Genomic DNA, 15,536 nt, shown 5'->3' on the forward strand with positions numbered 1-15,536 from the left:
ATGGCTTAAACGGAATTAGCTGCTATATTGATATGGAGAATTTGTGTGGCGCTATTCCTCCACCTCAACCTAAAAAAATATTTTACTATCGCTGAACTGTAAAGAAAAATCTCTTATACTTTATCCTATGGATGAGTCATTAACACCCATTTTTTTACACAATTATTTTACTTAAATTTATCTACAATTGTCGGATTCTAATAAATATGGCCTGTTGCTATAGCAGGCAACTTTCTCGCCGAAGGAAAATGGAATATGGCCTATATATAACTGACCAAAATAGAAAACGATCAAATTTTCAGTTTAAAATAAGATGATTTTATTCTCCCCTAATACAACGTTGTCTAATCGAGTTCTATCAGCGATTAGCAGAAAGTTGAGATGAAACTGGGAAACACAAAATACTGGTCTAAATAGGCCCTGTTTAAAAGTCGATTAAACAAATAATTTGGTAAGATTTAAGCCCTGAACAACAATTTTTTATCTCATAATGAAAAAATATACTATTTTTTCATTATGAGATAATTTATAAAGATAAACTTCATGGTGGTAATTTATACTTACATTTCAGGATTCTAAAAACCATATCATAAACGCTATGAGAGTTATACATAGGGGTCTTCACAGTAAAGTGAATAATAAATGCACCAAATAATATTTTTACTCATTTAGTTTTTTTGTCAATTTCGTTACTGCAAGCTTAGCTTGAGTAAAATCCTTATCTTCGGCTAATGCCTTTTTATACCACTCAAGAGCTTGTTTCTCATCTTTTTCGACACCTAATCCGTTTTGGTATAAATAGCCAATGTTAAACATGCCTATCTCATTTCCCCCGGTTGCAGATTTTAAATACCATTCCATTGCCTTGTTATAGTCTAATGATACACCTTTACCTCTTTGATATAAGAAACCTATATTATTTTGAGCCGTTGTGAATCCTTGCTGAGCTGATTTTTTATACCATTCCAGCGCTTTTTTATAATCTTGTGGTACAATTTCCCCTTCATCGTAAACCATACCCAAATTATTTTGAGCTCCGGGATTCCCCAACATTGCAGCCTTCAGATACCATTCTAAAGCTTTTTGTTTATCTTGTTTTAACCCCAAGCCTTCTTTGTACAAAAAACCTATATTATTCTGAGCATCTGAATGACCTTGATTGGCTGCTTTCAGATACCATGAAGCCCCAGTAGTATAGTTCAGAGATATGCCTCGCCCTTCAATGTAAAGGCTACCTAGATTAAACTGCGCTTCTGCATGCCCTTTTTTTGCAGCCTGATTATACCACTTCACAGCTTCGCTATAATCTTGCTGAATACCTACTCCTTTCTCATAGAACATGCCTATTTTATATTGAGCATCCCGATCCCCTTGTTTTGCTAATTTCAAACAAGCATTAAAAAAATATGATTCAATCTGACATGAATCAGAAGTAACAGTATTAGACCAAGCTACATTAAAAGATAATATAAAAATAATAATACAATTCACTAATAATATTTTCATATTTCCCCCATTTTTAATTTGCATATTTATCCAATAATTTCTCAATAGCTCTTACAAAATCCTGATCAGAAGAACTATTTTTATTATGTTCCGATAGCCTAAGTATATCACCAAATACATCTTCAAAAAAATGATAGCTTAAGGTCAGCCTGACTTTATCTAATCTCTCATATACTTTAGGGTGGTTTATTTTAAGCCATCTTGCTGATTTAGACAGTTTCTCTATAATTCCATAATTGGATGCAAAAACAACAAAAATATTAGCACGTTTAATAATTCCAGCTCTCTTTCTAATAAAGAGTGGGTTTTTAGTAGCTACAAAATGTACTATACTATGCACAACAGCAGAAACAATAGCACTTCTGATGATGTTATTAGTTACCATATTAGAGGCAAGTTTAATTTTAACATCAATAACTGCGGTATTGATTTTTCCTTCTGTGAATTTCATTAGCTCTGTTGTTTTTTTATTCTCTTTTATCAAACCTTTTCCTAACAAAAGTATTGTTAGTAACTCTTTCCTTTGACCTGAGATATCATCCAAAATAGATGATAATATTACCTCTGCAGCTTCAGTTAAAAAACCATAGGGATCTAATGCTCTCGTTAATAAATAAATTGCTTCGGCATTTTCTTTCAATATTAGTGGATTAACTGAAATCCTTTTCTCCATAATAGAACGAACCACTATATTACTTGGGTTATATTCAGAAATTGTATCACTTGTTCTATTAATGCCATGGTAAGTATTAACAAATAAATCCTCAGTACCTTTAACCCAAACGTTTTTTTCAAAAACCTCATCCGCAGACATAAGGTTCCCACATCTATCATAATAGATAGATTCATCTAATCCCGTATATTGTTTACCGCCACATGCTTTCCTGAGATCCGCCTGTTTTTTAAGTGCCCTTGTGATCCTTTTTATTACTAAAATTTTAGTTTCCAGTGCCTCCTCAACGCTTATAGGCTTATTATTCCGACAATACATCCATCCTTCATCATTTCCTGAGCAACTTTCCATAATTTCCCCTATTAGTATTTTTATACCAGACTCTGAATCCAAGAATAGTTTGATAAAACCCTACTACGAAAAAATAACAGGACAATACTAAGAACTACGATTCATAGTATAGTTTGTTATTGATTGAACTTTCAACAAATAATCAAGTAATAATACGATAAAATGCCACATATGAATCAAATCATTAAAATCACCAAATGGTAAGGTACTTAATAAGTTTAATTTCGGAATATATATAATAACAAACGAAAATATTCCATATAAAACATTAACTGATAATCATGATTATGTGATTAACACCTAAAGTTGTAAGCATTATTATATAAACAATAGACAAAAAATATCATTTCTGATAAAAATAAATCTATCGTAATATACTAAGGAAAAATTAAATGGCTAATTTAATTTATTTAACACTCAAAGGTGATAAGCAAGGATTGATTTCAGCAGGATGTTCATCCTTAGATTCAATAGGAAACAAATACCAGATAGGTAATGAAGATAAAATTTTTGTTATTGAATTTAATAGTTCAATTACCCGAGAGCAAAACGTAACACACCACCCTATCGACTTTATAAAACCTATTGATAAATCATCTCCACTCATATTGATAGCAATTTCAAATAATGAAAAATTAACATTAGAATTTGAATTTTTCAGAACAGCTCAAAATGGGGCGCAAGAAAAATATTATAGCATCCTAATTCAAGGAGCTTCTATTGTTGATTACTCTACCAGATACCCTCATAATATTAACCATGCAGGTGCTCAACCAGAGGAATACGTATCTGTAAACTATAATGATATTACATGCAGACACCATTCAGCTGGAACATCAGGTTATAGCATAAAAGAAGATCGTATTTATTAAAATAGATGATATAAAACCGGATAAAAATATTTTTCATTCTTATATCCTCACTATTTTATATAAAAACTCAAGGAAAGATCACCACCTCCTTAGGGGGTGGTTTAAGACTGACAATAAATGCCTCGCCATTGTATGGTACATTTATAAAAACAGAGTTATTCAGGTGCATTAATATAACGAATGACTTCTGCTGAAAGATGTGGCTCTAATTCCAGTATATATTTATACGTATCCAGTCGGGTATTACACTCTAAACTAGGTTTTTTAGCTGACTCCCTCGGATCTTCAACATAGTAATTTTCACCATATTTTTCGACTAATTTATCATTGATTTTTGATATTGATTCCAAGACTTGTTCCACAGACAACCTATCAATTTCAATGTTCTTTTCAATTGAATCAGCAATACTATTTAAATAATTTCTTTTAAATGGAAAATCTTTAAAATCCCTATTAAATCTAGATATATCAGGGGTGCCAATTACTCCAGGGTATAACATATTAAAACAATATAAACCTGTAGGATCGGAGTTTATAGTAGTACTGATAAAGTTAACTGTATGCTTACCAAATTCATTTACAGCCTCATCAGAAGAAATTTTTAATAGCCGTCCTATATTATTATTAAACCATGCTCTGGTTAATGAAAATGCTTTTAATTCAATTTCTTTTTTAGTTATTTTACCTGGATCGTTAGATGCGGAATAAATCATTTCATAAAATTCTTCAAATTTTTCTGGAGCAAGTTTATTGATCGCCTCAAAAATTGGATATGTCTCTAATATTTTCTCCTTTGTTGGGATATCATCTTTTTTTGATTTATCTTCTATAAAGCCATAACCTGCGATAAACACAACAGCCATAACAACAATGGCAATCACTAACTTTTTAATATCAATATCAGTTTTAAAACTTTCCATGTATTCCTCACCAATTTAAGACTAAAAATTATGAATATTACGCGCTAGCTCAATCTCGAAACCTACAGTGAAATACTATTAAAAACTCAGTTCTATTCACCGGAAGGATTTGGACAAAATTTGGAAATCACTGATAAAAAGATCAGGCGTCAGGCACAGAAAATCATACCAAACACGACATACTTATGCCTGTTAGATGTTATCTGCTGGCGCCAATCCTTCATTTATTGCCACTCAAATGGGGCATGTATCAGCTCAAATGGTTCATAACGTTTACTGTGCATGGATGAGTGAAAATAGCGATGATCACATTTAGCTATTAAACGAAAAACTCACGATTGCCCCATATATACCCCAAACAATCGACGAGCATAAATCGCTAACTATAAGTCAAATAGATAAACCACTAAACCTGCATATTCATCACTTCGTGATACGCACTGACCAGCTTGTTTCTGACCTGAATACCCATTTGCAGTGAAATAGTCGCTTTCTGCATATTGACCATCACGTCATTCAGTTCCACACCCGGAGTGCCCAGTGTGAAATCCTGTGCCTGTTTCGCTGCTTCTACGCGGGACAGATTTATTTTTTCTACCGCGGCAGTGAGCTGGCTGGCAAAGCCACCTTTTACCGGCATAGGCTTAGCAATACTTGCTGCCTGTAATGCCTGCGCCTGCATCTGTTGCAGTACACCTTCAATTGCCTGAATTGACATAAAAACCTCGTGTTAAATCACCCTATTGATTACGTGATTAAATGCCATATTAGCCGTGGGCTGGTTGGCAGTTTTTTCAGGCTGCCACCGTAACATAGCCCTTTCAAACTAAAGCGGGTAATTAACGTAAAAATTCGAAGCTTATTGTGCCATTAAAAGATGTGTGAACAGCGAATAATGACGGGATTAATTATATCTATTGTATTTAAGTTGCATCACGGCGGCAAATTAAGCAATTCCCGGTGACATAGATAACGATGTTACTGAGGCGGATGCAGTCAGCAAAGAGGCAATTTGTAATAAAATGAAAGGTATAGAGATAGTTTTTTCGCTTGCGTATGGGGAGTCTGTTTTGTTACGCCACGCTTTTAGTATTCATGTTGACCAGCAAGGCAAGGATCGTCTATGAGTGCAGCAACAACCGACGCTGAGAATCCACAGAAGGGTTTCAGCGCTATCATCAACAGGATAAAAGCTGATCCAAAAGTTCCATTATTAGTTGCTGGCTCTGCTGCCATCGCTATTATCGTCGCCCTTTTTCTTTGGTTGCGCAGCCCTGATTATCGGGTGCTTTACAGCAATCTGAGTGATAAGGATGGCGGCGAGATCGTTACACAATTAACTCAAATGAATGTCCCTTACCGGTTTGCCGAAAACGGCGCCGCCATCATGATACCGACGGATAAGGTGCATGAAATCAGGCTGAAACTGGCACAACAGGGCTTACCAAAAGGTGGCGCTGCGGGTTTTGAGTTGTTGGATAAAGAAAAGTTCGGCATCAGCCAGTTCAGTGAGCAGGTTAATTACCAGCGGGCGCTGGAAGGTGAGTTAGCGCGCACTATCGAGTCTCTCGGCCCGGTGCAGAGTGCCCGTGTTCATCTGGCATTACCAAAGCCTTCCCTGTTTGTCCGTGAGCAAAAGTCACCTTCTGCTTCCGTAACCGTCGGGTTGTTGCAGGGCCGTGCTCTGGATGAAGGGCAAATCAATGCCATTGTCCATATGGTTTCAAGCAGTGTGGCCGGATTGCCGCCAAGCAATGTCACTATTGTGGATCAGGCCGGACGCCTGCTGACTCAATCTGATGCCAACGGGCGGGATTTGAATACCACCCAGTTGAAGTACATACAGGAAGTCGAAAACCGCTTCCAGCATCGCATTGAAACCATTCTGGCCCCTGTTGTCGGTCGTGGCAATGTTCATGCTCAGGTCACCGCGCAAGTTGATTTTTCCCGCCGTGAAGAAACTGCGGAAGAGTATAAACCTAACCAGCCACCGAATCAGGCCGCCGTCCGTTCTAAACAGACCAGTGCCAGCGAACAAAGTGGCGGGCCATTGGTAGGTGGTGTTCCGGGAGCGCTGTCGAACCAGCCAAGTGCCGCACCCAGTGCGCCAATTGAAAAACCAAAAGGTAATGGTGACGACAAATCTGCTCAGGGGCGCAATGGCAATAACAGCTATGAGCGCATGATCAGCAATAACCGCAATAATCGCCATGATGAAACCATCAACTATGAAGTAGATCGCACTATCCGCCATACCCAGTTACAGGCTGGCGGCGTGGAGCGTCTCTCTGTTGCGGTTGTGGTCAACTATGCCACTGTTCAGGGCGAAAATGGCCCGGAAACTCAGGCACTCACACCAGAACAGTTATCCCAGATTGAATCATTGACCCGTGAGGCCATGGGCTTTTCTGCCGACCGTGGCGACAGCCTGAATGTTGTCAATACACCGTTCAATAATACCGCCGAAGTGATAGAAACGCTGCCGTTCTGGCAACACCCTGTCCTGCTGGAGAAATTATTGGAGCTGGGCCGTTGGTTACTGTTAGCACTGGTTGCATGGCTGCTGTGGCGCAAGATGATCGTGCCGCAAATTGCCAGAAAACGGGCTGCGGAAAAAGCCGCACTGGAAGCGCAGAAGAAACAAAATAAACCTGCGACTGAATCCAATGCTGAAATGGATGAAAAAGTGCGCCGTCAGTTGGCTCGCCAGCGTGTCAATGCTGAGATTCAAAGCCAGCGTATCCGTGAACTTGCGGAAAAAGATCCTCGCGTAGTTGCGCTGGTGATCCGCCAATGGATGAGTAACGAACAATGAGTCTGACCGGAACAGAAAAAAGCGCCATCATGTTAATGACTCTGGGAGAAGATCAGGCGGCTGAGGTGTTTAAGCACCTGAACTCCCGGGAAGTACAACAGTTAAGTATTGCAATGGCGGGGATGAAACAAGTCTCCAACCAGCAACTGGCTGAAGTTATGGCCCAGTTTGAGGAAGATGCTGAGCAGTACGCTGCTCTGAGCATCAATGCCAACGATTATCTGCGCAGTGTGCTGGTGAAAGCACTGGGCGAAGAGCGGGCTTCCAGCCTGCTCGAAGATATCCTTGAATCACGCGATACCACAACTGGTATCGAAACGCTCAACTTCATGGAGCCGCAGGCAGCGGCTGACATGATCCGCGATGAACATCCGCAGATCATTGCCACGATCCTGGTTCACCTGAACCGTGGGCAGGCCGCAGATATTCTCGCCATGTTTGATGACCGTCTGCGTAATGATGTCATGCTGCGTATTGCCACCTTTGGTGGTGTTCAGCCAGCCGCTCTGGCCGAGCTGACGGAAGTTCTGAACAACCTGCTGGATGGCCAGAACCTGAAACGCAGTAAAATGGGTGGTGTTCGTACTGCGGCTGAAATTATCAACCTGATGAAGAGCCAGCAGGAAGAGAGTGTTATCGATGCTGTCCGTACCTATGACGGCGAGCTGGCACAGAAAATCATCGATGAAATGTTCCTGTTCGAAAACCTCATCGGCGTGGACGACCGCAGTATCCAGCGCCTGTTGCAGGAAGTTACCACCGATTCGCTGTTGGTTGCACTGAAAGGCTGCGATCAGGCACTGCGCGACCACTTCCTCAACAATATGTCGCAGCGTGCTGCTGAAATTATGCGTGATGACTTGGCAACCCGTGGTCCGGTTCGTATGTCTCAGGTAGAAGCTGAACAGAAAGCCATTCTGCTTGTGGTACGTCGTCTGGCCGAAAGCGGGGAAATGATCCTGAATGGTGGTGATGATACCTATGTCTGATAATTCGAATAATGGAAACTGGCAGCGATGGCTGCCGGGTGAATTGACTCCGTGGGAAACATTACAAGCAAAACTGGAATCATCGGATGATATACAGGAGCTTAGTGAACAGGAGCGCTTGCAGGAGCAGGCCAGAATACTGGACGAACTGAAAGAACAGGCGCGTCAGGCAGGTCACGAGCAAGGTGTTGCGGAAGGTCATGCCCGTGGATATGAGCAGGGTGTTGAAGAAGGCCGGAAAGCCGGATTTGAACAGGGAGTAAAGGAAGCCGAGGCACAACAGCAGGTTGTCATTGAGCAGTGGAAAGATCTGTTGAGTGATTTCAGCCATTCACTGGATGGTCTGGATACGGTTGTTGCATCACGCCTGATGCAGCTTTCTCTGACAGCCGCACAACATATTCTCGGCCAACCGGCAGTGTGTGACGGCACTGCCCTGCTGAACCAAATCCGTGAATTTATTCAGCAGGAACCGATGTTCAGTGGCAAACCTCAATTACGTGTTCATCCGCAAAATATCCCACTGGTTGAGCAACAACTGGGCGAGATATTAGCTCTGCATGGCTGGCGTCTGGTTGCCGATAATAAACTGCATCCGGGAGGCTGTAAGGTCAGTGCTGATGAAGGTGATCTGGATGCCAGTCTGGCAACGCGCTGGCATGAAATGTGCCGTCTGGCGGTATCAGGAGAACTGTGATGACTGCGAGACTTGGGCGCTGGCTGGCGACATTAGATTGCATGGAAAAACGTCTGGAAAAAACGCCGAAAGTACGTCGTTACGGACGTCTGACCCGCGCCACGGGTCTGGTACTTGAAGCCACGGGTTTACATCTGCCATTGGGAGCAACCTGCCTTATTGAACGGCAAAATGGCAGTACCCTTGAAGAAGTCGAAAGTGAAGTCGTCGGCTTCAATGGTGAAAAATTGCTGTTAATGCCTTTGGAAGAGCTTGAAGGCATTGTGCCGGGCGCCCGTGTCTATGCACGTGCTTATGGTGAAGAAGCGAGTGGCGGGCGGCGATTACCTCTCGGGCCGGAATTACTCGGTAGGGTGCTGGATGGTGCGGGTCGTCCTCTCGATGGTTTACCTGCCCCGGATACCGGATATCGTGCCCCCTTGACCACACCGCCCATCAACCCTCTGCAACGTACTCCCATCAGTGATGTGCTGGATGTGGGTGTACGTGCCATTAATGCTCTGCTAACCGTCGGGCGCGGGCAGCGAATGGGGTTATTTGCCGGTTCGGGTGTCGGTAAAAGTGTACTCCTTGGCATGATGGCCCGTTATACGCAGGCTGACGTTATTGTGGTCGGCCTGATTGGTGAACGTGGCCGGGAAGTTAAAGATTTCATCGAAAATATTTTAGGTGAAGAAGGACGGGCCCGTTCTGTGGTTGTTGCGGCACCTGCTGACGTTTCGCCACTACTGCGAATGCAGGGAGCTTCCTATGCAACCCGTATAGCCGAAGATTTCCGTGATCGCGGGAAACATGTCCTGCTGATTATGGATTCTCTTACCCGTTACAGTATGGCACAGCGTGAGATTGCACTGGCCATTGGTGAGCCACCGGCAACCAAGGGTTATCCCCCTTCTGTGTTCGCTAAATTACCGGCGTTGGTCGAACGGGCGGGTAATGGTGTCAGTGATGGCGGTTCAATCACCGCGTTTTATACCGTCCTGACTGAAGGTGATGACCAGCAAGATCCGATTGCCGATTCAGCGCGGGCTATTCTGGACGGTCATATCGTCCTGTCCAGAGCACTGGCAGAATCCGGGCATTATCCGGCTATCGATATTGAAGCATCAATCAGCCGGGCCATGACAGCCCTGATTGATAATACTCATTATCGACGGGTGCAACATTTTAAACAGTTACTTTCCAGCTACCAGCGTAATAGAGATCTGATTAATGTCGGTGCTTACGCAGCCGGCAGTGATCCTTTGCTGGATAGGGCAATTGAGCTGTATCCGCATATGGCTCAGTTCCTGCATCAAAGCATTGAGGAACGCAGTGAATACAATGCAGCATGTGCCCAATTACAACAATTATTACCGAGTTAAAATATTAACCGACTAAAACCGTTATTTATCTATACCCAATGGATTTCGGGTTACATCGCGACAGTAAGGGAAATGACAAACTCGTCGGGAACACATTTGCCCAGCCAGAGGCTGTTCGAGGCAGCCTGAAAGACGAAGGGTATAAAACGCTGAGGATAGACATGCAACAACACTCCCCTCTTGTGACTTTGCGCGAACTTGCTCAGGACGCAGCGGAAAAAGCCGCGACCCAACTGGCACAGATACGACAAAGCCATCAGCAAATGGAGCAACAACTCACGGCGTTAATGAGTTATCAGGATGAATATCGTACACGTTTGAACGACACACTAAGCAGCGGCATGTCCAGCTCGACCTGGCAGAATTACCAGCAGTTCATGAAAACACTGGAAATGGCTATCGAGCAACACAGATTACAGCTCAACCAATGGAAAAAACGGCTTGAGCAGGCCATGTCGCAGTGGCAGGAAAAACAGCAGCGTCTGAACGCGTTTGATACGCTGCAACAACGGGCAGAACATAGTTTGAAGTTACACCAGAATCGCATGGAGCAAAAACAAATGGATGAGTACGCACAACGTGGTGCACAACGGAGAATGAAACAATGAATCTCACTCTTTTGCCTACTGATTTAACACTTGAAAAAAGTGTGGGGAAAAATCAGCAAGCACTGAACTCCTCTCAGGGCAATAACGCCCCTAAAGAGCAGATGACTGAATTCGGCCAGTTTCTCAGTGCAGAACAAAAAACCGCTGTTCAGACCGCTAAAAATCGCACAGATGGCAGCAATAGCGAATCTGGAGAGAAACATTCCACTGATAACCGGGATGAAGAAAAATTATCTTCTTCACTGACTGTTGCTGGTCAGGTCGCCAGACTGGATAAATCTTCTGCTTCAGGCAGTTCAGCATTAGACAATGATGCAGAATTTATCTTATCCGAAGAGGATGATCTTCTGTCTGCTGAAATGTTAATCAACGCGATGCCTATTCAGTTGGCGGGATTAATCAATCCGCAGTCGACCGGTGAGGGTTCAGAAAGTACAGATAATTTACTGAATGCTGCAAACAGTATCGAAGATACATTATCCGACAGGAAACTATCGGGTAAAAAGACGAAAGCCGATATAGCGCTGATAGCGACAGATCCGGCTGAAGAAAATGATTTGGATAGCGATCTCCGTTCTGTTACCTCACAGCATACAGCCTCAGCCACAAACCGTGCGGCTCTGGCAACCGCGACCGGAAAAGTAAAAACAGCCGCTAACGGCACTGAGCAAAATTCAGAGTCATCAGTGAGTGGAAAGGAGAATATCGGGAAGGCGTTCCTATCAACACAAGGAGCGCCAGCGCTGGCTTCATCTTCTGCGGCGGAAACTTCCTCTTCAACACTGCACAACCTGTTCAGTGCTCCCCTGCTCGCTACAGGCCATCAGGTTAACGGGCAGTTCCAGCTGAATAGTACTCCTGCACCTTTACTGAGCGCTCACCTCGGCAGTGAAGAGTGGCAGCAGCAACTCAATCAGCAGGTACTGTTTTTTAACCGGAACGGGCTGCAACAGGCAGAATTACGCTTAAACCCACAGGAGCTGGGTGCTCTGCATATCCGCATGAATGTTGAAGATAATCAGGCACAGTTGCATTTTGTCTCGGCACATCAGCATGTTCGCGCCGCTTTAGAAGCCGCCCTGCCTCACCTTCGCCACTCGCTGGCAGAAAACGGCATTCAATTGGCTGAAAGCAGTGTGGGAAGTGATACATCAGGGAACTGGCAACAGGAACAGGCCGCCGATCCTCAACAGCATGCCAATACCGGTAGTCATACTGAAAACCATAGAGCACTGGCAGCAACACAGGCACCGGCAACTCATGAATCAACAATCCGGCTAACCCCTCAGCAACTGGCTTCAAGCCGGGGAGGCGTTGATATTTTCGCCTGACTATCTGCCTGATTTCATCATTTGCTGTCAGAACACTGCAAAAAAATGAAACAGAGCCGATAACAAACGAGTGAGTTAATGGTTTTTTCCGCGCTTGTTCCTGCCATTGCCGGAACAAAGACGCGGGATAATTGATGTTGAATTTGTTGGATAAGGAACTCCGCCACGGAATGCGCGGTGCCTTACTCCACTACAGAAAACAGGAATTTGTCTGTCCATGTCTGATTATAGCTACGAGCGTAAGCGCACAAAAACAATTTGGATGATACTGCTAATACTGATTGCCGTATTGAGTACCGCCATCGGAGGATATAGCTGGTGGACAATGAAGCAATCCGGTCATAACAGTACAGAAAAAGCCAAAATCATAAGTACTCCGGTATTCATGACACTGGAACCTTTTACCGTCAATCTGATAGACAACGAAGATCATTTTGATCGCGTTTTGTATGTCGGCGTGACGCTGCGTCTGTCTGATGAAATAACTCGTCAGCGCTTCCATGATTACCTTCCTGAAGTTCGTAGCCGTATGCTGCTGTTACTATCGCGCCAGAGATCGACTGATCTGGCAAAAGATGACGGCAAAGTACGTTTAGTGGAAGACATTAAACAGACTCTGAGCCCAACACTGATACCCGGTGAACCTGACCAAGTGATCACCGATGTGTTGTTTACTACGTTTATTCTGCGATAATCACGATGAGTGACAATATTCTTTCACAGGCAGAGATCGATGCTCTGCTCAATGGTGACAGTGCTGCTGCGGATGACGTAGAACAAACTACGTCGTCAGTGGAAAGTGAGGTTCGACCTTACGATCCGCATACACAGCGCCGTGTTGTACGCGAGCGTTTGCAGTCACTGGAAATCATCAATGAACGCTTTGCCCGCCAATTCAGGATGGGGCTGTTTAACATGCTGCGCCGCAGCCCGGATATTACGGTCGGTGCCATTAAGATCCAGCCTTATCATGACTTTGCCCGCAATCTGGCCGTGCCGACCAACCTCAATCTGGTTCACCTGAAACCATTGAGAGGAACCGCACTGTTCGCTTTTGAACCCAGTCTGGTTTATATCGCCGTTGATAACCTGTTTGGTGGTGACGGACGCTTCCCGACTAAAGTGGAAGGCCGTGAATTCACCTATACCGAACAGCGTATCATCAATCGGATGCTGAAACTGGCACTGGATGCCTATCGTGACGCATGGGATTCCATCTTTAAGATTGACGTGGAATATGTGCGCTCTGAGATGCAGGTGAAATTCACCAATATTACAACATCTCCTAACGATATCGTCGTCACCACACCATTTACGGTGGAGATTGGGGATCTGTACGGAGAATTCAACATCTGTATTCCCTTCGCCATGATTGAGCCTCTGCGTGAGCTGCTGACGAATCCTCCGGTGGAAAATGTACGGCAGGAAGACGGTCAGTGGCGTGACATTCTGGTGAAACAGGTTCAGAACTCCGAACTGGAACTGGTGGCAAATTTTGCTGATATCCCCCTGCGGTTGTCAAAAATTCTCCAGTTAAAACGCGGCGATGTTTTGCCGATTGAAAAACCTGAACGCCTGATCGTTCACGTTGATGGTGTGCCGGTGCTCACCAGCCAATATGGAACACTCAACGGGCAGTATGCTTTGCGCGTTGAACACCTGATTAACCCTGTTTTAAATGCTCTGGATGAGGAAAAGCCCAATGAGTGATGCTAAACAACCCGCAGATACCAGCTTGACTGAAGACTTGTGGGCAGAGGCGCTGGAACAACAGGCTGCACAGCTTGCCTCTGACAGCGGCTCGTCAATTTTTGAAAGTCTTGAACCGCAGGATGCGCTTTCCCAGCTTTCTGATATTGACCTGATTATGGATATTCCCGTTAAGCTCTCTGTGGAGCTGGGACGCACCAAAATGACTATCAAGCAACTGCTGAAACTTTCTCAGGGTTCTGTTGTTTCCCTTGATGGTCTGGCGGGTGAGCCGCTGGATATTCTGATCAACGGCTATTTGATTGCACAAGGAGAAGTGGTCGTCGTATCTGATAAATACGGTATCCGTATTACGGATATCATAACTCCTTCTGAGCGCATGCGTCGTCTGAGTCGTTAACCATGATGGCGAATCAGCCTTCTCTTCATACTTCTTTCCAAAGTGGTGCGGCATCAGATGCCGCACCGATTGGTACAACTGTAACACACGCCCCTCCCCTTTCTGCTGGTCAGACTCTGATGCAGGTCAGTAGTGCTCTGGGCGGGATCCTGTTACTGATATTTTTCATAACTTGGTTGATCCGCCGTCTGGGGCTTGCTCCTGCCAAAAATAAAAATCACCGATTACTTAATGTAAAAGCAAGTTGTTCACTTGGGGCAAAAGAACGGGTTGTCGTGGTTGAAATCGAAGACAGCTGGCTGGTACTGGGTGTTACACCTCAGCAGATCACGATGTTACATCAGTTGCCTGTGCCACCTGATGACACGGAAAAGGAAACCGTGCTCAAGACACTTCCTTTCGGTCAGTTATTAAAAAATAAGCTTCAGCGAAAAACCAAGAACGACAGGGACGGCGATGAAAAATAGAGTTTTCCTTATGATAGGCAATCAAATAAAAAGCCGGAAATTCGCCGCACATATTTCTCCGGCGCGTCTGGCAACTGTGTTTATGGCGCTGTTACTGCCACTGTTTCCCATGAATGCAGCAGCAGAATTACCGGGCATCATCAGTCAGCCGCTGGCAAATGGCGGACAAAGCTGGTCACTGCCGGTTCAGACCCTGATTTTCATTACTGCACTGGGGTTTATTCCCGCTGCACTGCTGATGATGACCAGTTTTACCCGTATCATCATCGTACTGGGTTTACTGCGTAATGCACTGGGAACACCTTCTGCCCCACCCAATCAGGTCATGTTGGGCTTAGCGTTATTTATGACTTTTTTCATTATGGCCCCGGTATTCGATAAGGTTTATCAGGATGCCTACCTGCCTTTCAGTGAAGACAAAATCACGCTGGAAACGGCACTGGAGAAAGGTGCCCAACCTGTGCGCCAGTTTATGCTGCGTCAGACCCGGGAAAACGATCTGGCACTGTTTGCCCGTTTGGCTAATCAGGAAGCCTTTGAAACTGCCGATTCTGTCCCAATGCGGGTTCTGGTTCCGGCTTTCATTACCAGCGAACTCAAAACAGCGTTCCAGATTGGTTTTACGCTTTTCATTCCTTTCCTGATCATCGATCTGGTTGTTGCCAGTGTTCTGATGGCACTGGGGATGATGATGGTTCCTCCTGCCACAATATCGCTGCCATTCAAACTGATGCTATTTGTTCTGGTGGATGGCTGGCAGTTATTGCTTGGTTCGTTGGCGCAAAGTTTTTACGTCTGACGGAACTTTTCTTAAAAAGATCGAAAACGGTTTG

Annotated in this window: 16 protein-coding genes and 1 pseudogene; 13 read left to right on the plus strand and 4 right to left on the minus strand. The window is 44.1% G+C overall.

All coding sequences use genetic code 11. The features are described 5' to 3' along the window. Positions 1 to 660: 660 nt before the first annotated feature. Together AAC855_RS00100 and AAC855_RS00105 are read right to left on the minus strand one after the other, a co-directional pair. Entirely contained in the window at positions 661 to 1,506 is an 846-nt protein-coding gene (locus tag AAC855_RS00100) for a tetratricopeptide repeat protein (protein ID WP_340607653.1), read from the minus strand. A 13-nt stretch (positions 1,507 to 1,519) separates the two neighbouring features. Continuing rightward, on the minus strand, positions 1,520 to 2,530 hold the full coding sequence (locus AAC855_RS00105; RefSeq protein ID WP_340607654.1) for a hypothetical protein: 1,011 nt from the start codon (positions 2,528 to 2,530) through the stop codon (positions 1,520 to 1,522). A gap of 392 nt (positions 2,531 to 2,922) precedes the next feature. On the opposite strand from AAC855_RS00105, the gene AAC855_RS00110 reads away from it, so the two are divergent. Then, a complete protein-coding gene (locus tag AAC855_RS00110) occupies positions 2,923 to 3,402 on the plus strand; it encodes an Hcp family type VI secretion system effector (RefSeq protein WP_340607655.1) in 480 nt (159 codons plus the stop codon). A gap of 155 nt (positions 3,403 to 3,557) precedes the next feature. Here the strand turns inward: AAC855_RS00110 and AAC855_RS00115 are convergent, their stop codons facing one another. After that, positions 3,558 to 4,322 carry a hypothetical protein gene (locus AAC855_RS00115; RefSeq protein WP_340607656.1) on the minus strand — a complete coding sequence of 255 codons (765 nt, stop codon included), beginning with the start codon at positions 4,320 to 4,322 and terminating at the stop codon, positions 3,558 to 3,560. A 121-nt stretch (positions 4,323 to 4,443) separates the two neighbouring features. On the opposite strand from AAC855_RS00115, the pseudogene AAC855_RS00120 reads away from it, so the two are divergent. Further along, positions 4,444 to 4,638: pseudogene (locus AAC855_RS00120) on the plus strand (tyrosine-type recombinase/integrase); the annotation flags it as partial. 90 nt (positions 4,639 to 4,728) lie between these two features. Here the strand turns inward: AAC855_RS00120 and fliE are convergent. Continuing rightward, positions 4,729 to 5,040, minus strand: a complete 312-nt coding sequence (fliE, locus tag AAC855_RS00125) for a flagellar hook-basal body complex protein FliE (protein WP_340607657.1) — start codon at positions 5,038 to 5,040, stop codon at positions 4,729 to 4,731. A 405-nt stretch (positions 5,041 to 5,445) separates the two neighbouring features. On the opposite strand from fliE, the gene fliF reads away from it, so the two are divergent. The 11 genes from fliF (at position 5,446) to fliP (ending at position 15,502) form a co-directional block, all read left to right on the plus strand. Continuing rightward, positions 5,446 to 7,137 (plus strand): flagellar basal-body MS-ring/collar protein FliF, encoded by a 1,692-nt coding sequence (fliF, locus tag AAC855_RS00130; RefSeq protein ID WP_099125071.1) that lies wholly within the window; start codon positions 5,446 to 5,448, stop codon positions 7,135 to 7,137. Then, the gene (gene fliG / locus AAC855_RS00135) at positions 7,134 to 8,126 is read left to right on the plus strand and encodes a flagellar motor switch protein FliG (RefSeq protein ID WP_340607658.1); all 993 of its coding nucleotides are present in this window, start codon (positions 7,134 to 7,136) and stop codon (positions 8,124 to 8,126) included. Before fliF ends, fliG begins: the two co-directional genes overlap by 4 nt. Continuing rightward, positions 8,119 to 8,823, plus strand: a complete 705-nt coding sequence (fliH, locus tag AAC855_RS00140; RefSeq protein ID WP_340607659.1) for a flagellar assembly protein FliH — start codon at positions 8,119 to 8,121, stop codon at positions 8,821 to 8,823. The genes fliG and fliH overlap by 8 nt, the downstream gene beginning before the upstream one ends. Continuing rightward, complete coding sequence (fliI, locus tag AAC855_RS00145) at positions 8,823 to 10,187, plus strand: flagellar protein export ATPase FliI (protein WP_340607660.1); 1,365 nt, start codon at positions 8,823 to 8,825, stop codon at positions 10,185 to 10,187. Before fliH ends, fliI begins: the two co-directional genes overlap by 1 nt. 161 nt (positions 10,188 to 10,348) lie before the next feature. Beyond that, positions 10,349 to 10,795 carry a flagellar export protein FliJ gene (fliJ, locus tag AAC855_RS00150; RefSeq protein WP_086956259.1) on the plus strand — a complete coding sequence of 149 codons (447 nt, stop codon included), beginning with the start codon at positions 10,349 to 10,351 and terminating at the stop codon, positions 10,793 to 10,795. Next, positions 10,792 to 12,126: a flagellar hook-length control protein FliK gene (locus tag AAC855_RS00155; RefSeq protein WP_340607661.1), complete on the plus strand. Its 1,335-nt coding sequence runs from the start codon at positions 10,792 to 10,794 to the stop codon at positions 12,124 to 12,126. The genes fliJ and AAC855_RS00155 overlap by 4 nt, the downstream gene beginning before the upstream one ends. A gap of 217 nt (positions 12,127 to 12,343) precedes the next feature. Further along, positions 12,344 to 12,820: a flagellar basal body-associated protein FliL gene (gene fliL / locus AAC855_RS00160; RefSeq protein WP_340607662.1), complete on the plus strand. Its 477-nt coding sequence runs from the start codon at positions 12,344 to 12,346 to the stop codon at positions 12,818 to 12,820. Positions 12,821 to 12,825: 5 nt separating this feature from the next. After that, positions 12,826 to 13,836 (plus strand): flagellar motor switch protein FliM, encoded by a 1,011-nt coding sequence (fliM, locus tag AAC855_RS00165; RefSeq protein ID WP_340607663.1) that lies wholly within the window; start codon positions 12,826 to 12,828, stop codon positions 13,834 to 13,836. Continuing rightward, on the plus strand, positions 13,829 to 14,236 hold the full coding sequence (gene fliN, locus AAC855_RS00170) for a flagellar motor switch protein FliN (protein WP_099109727.1): 408 nt from the start codon (positions 13,829 to 13,831) through the stop codon (positions 14,234 to 14,236). Before fliM ends, fliN begins: the two co-directional genes overlap by 8 nt. A 2-nt stretch (positions 14,237 to 14,238) precedes the next feature. Beyond that, a complete protein-coding gene (fliO, locus tag AAC855_RS00175) occupies positions 14,239 to 14,703 on the plus strand; it encodes a flagellar biosynthetic protein FliO (RefSeq protein ID WP_340607664.1) in 465 nt (154 codons plus the stop codon). 82 nt (positions 14,704 to 14,785) lie between these two features. After that, the gene (fliP, locus tag AAC855_RS00180) at positions 14,786 to 15,502 is read left to right on the plus strand and encodes a flagellar type III secretion system pore protein FliP (protein ID WP_340607903.1); all 717 of its coding nucleotides are present in this window, start codon (positions 14,786 to 14,788) and stop codon (positions 15,500 to 15,502) included. Positions 15,503 to 15,536: the final 34 nt, after the last annotated feature.

The organism is Xenorhabdus bharatensis (genome assembly GCF_037996705.1).
In the GTDB taxonomy this organism is placed as follows: Bacteria; Pseudomonadota; Gammaproteobacteria; order Enterobacterales; family Enterobacteriaceae; genus Xenorhabdus; species Xenorhabdus bharatensis.

Excerpts from the sequence above, each read along its gene's own strand:
- AAC855_RS00100 (WP_340607653.1), bottom strand. The coding sequence starts at position 1,506 with ATGAAAATATTATTAGTGAATTGTATTATTATTTTTATATTATCTTTT.
- AAC855_RS00105 (WP_340607654.1), bottom strand. The coding sequence starts at position 2,530 with ATGGAAAGTTGCTCAGGAAATGATGAAGGATGGATGTATTGTCGGAAT.
- AAC855_RS00110 (WP_340607655.1), top strand. The coding sequence starts at position 2,923 with ATGGCTAATTTAATTTATTTAACACTCAAAGGTGATAAGCAAGGATTG.
- AAC855_RS00115 (WP_340607656.1), bottom strand. The coding sequence starts at position 4,322 with ATGGAAAGTTTTAAAACTGATATTGATATTAAAAAGTTAGTGATTGCC.
- fliE (WP_340607657.1), bottom strand. The coding sequence starts at position 5,040 with ATGTCAATTCAGGCAATTGAAGGTGTACTGCAACAGATGCAGGCGCAG.
- fliF (WP_099125071.1), top strand. The coding sequence starts at position 5,446 with ATGAGTGCAGCAACAACCGACGCTGAGAATCCACAGAAGGGTTTCAGC.
- fliG (WP_340607658.1), top strand. The coding sequence starts at position 7,134 with ATGAGTCTGACCGGAACAGAAAAAAGCGCCATCATGTTAATGACTCTG.
- fliH (WP_340607659.1), top strand. The coding sequence starts at position 8,119 with ATGTCTGATAATTCGAATAATGGAAACTGGCAGCGATGGCTGCCGGGT.
- fliI (WP_340607660.1), top strand. The coding sequence starts at position 8,823 with ATGACTGCGAGACTTGGGCGCTGGCTGGCGACATTAGATTGCATGGAA.
- fliJ (WP_086956259.1), top strand. The coding sequence starts at position 10,349 with ATGCAACAACACTCCCCTCTTGTGACTTTGCGCGAACTTGCTCAGGAC.
- AAC855_RS00155 (WP_340607661.1), top strand. The coding sequence starts at position 10,792 with ATGAATCTCACTCTTTTGCCTACTGATTTAACACTTGAAAAAAGTGTG.
- fliL (WP_340607662.1), top strand. The coding sequence starts at position 12,344 with ATGTCTGATTATAGCTACGAGCGTAAGCGCACAAAAACAATTTGGATG.
- fliM (WP_340607663.1), top strand. The coding sequence starts at position 12,826 with ATGAGTGACAATATTCTTTCACAGGCAGAGATCGATGCTCTGCTCAAT.
- fliN (WP_099109727.1), top strand. The coding sequence starts at position 13,829 with ATGAGTGATGCTAAACAACCCGCAGATACCAGCTTGACTGAAGACTTG.
- fliO (WP_340607664.1), top strand. The coding sequence starts at position 14,239 with ATGATGGCGAATCAGCCTTCTCTTCATACTTCTTTCCAAAGTGGTGCG.
- fliP (WP_340607903.1), top strand. The coding sequence starts at position 14,786 with ATGGCGCTGTTACTGCCACTGTTTCCCATGAATGCAGCAGCAGAATTA.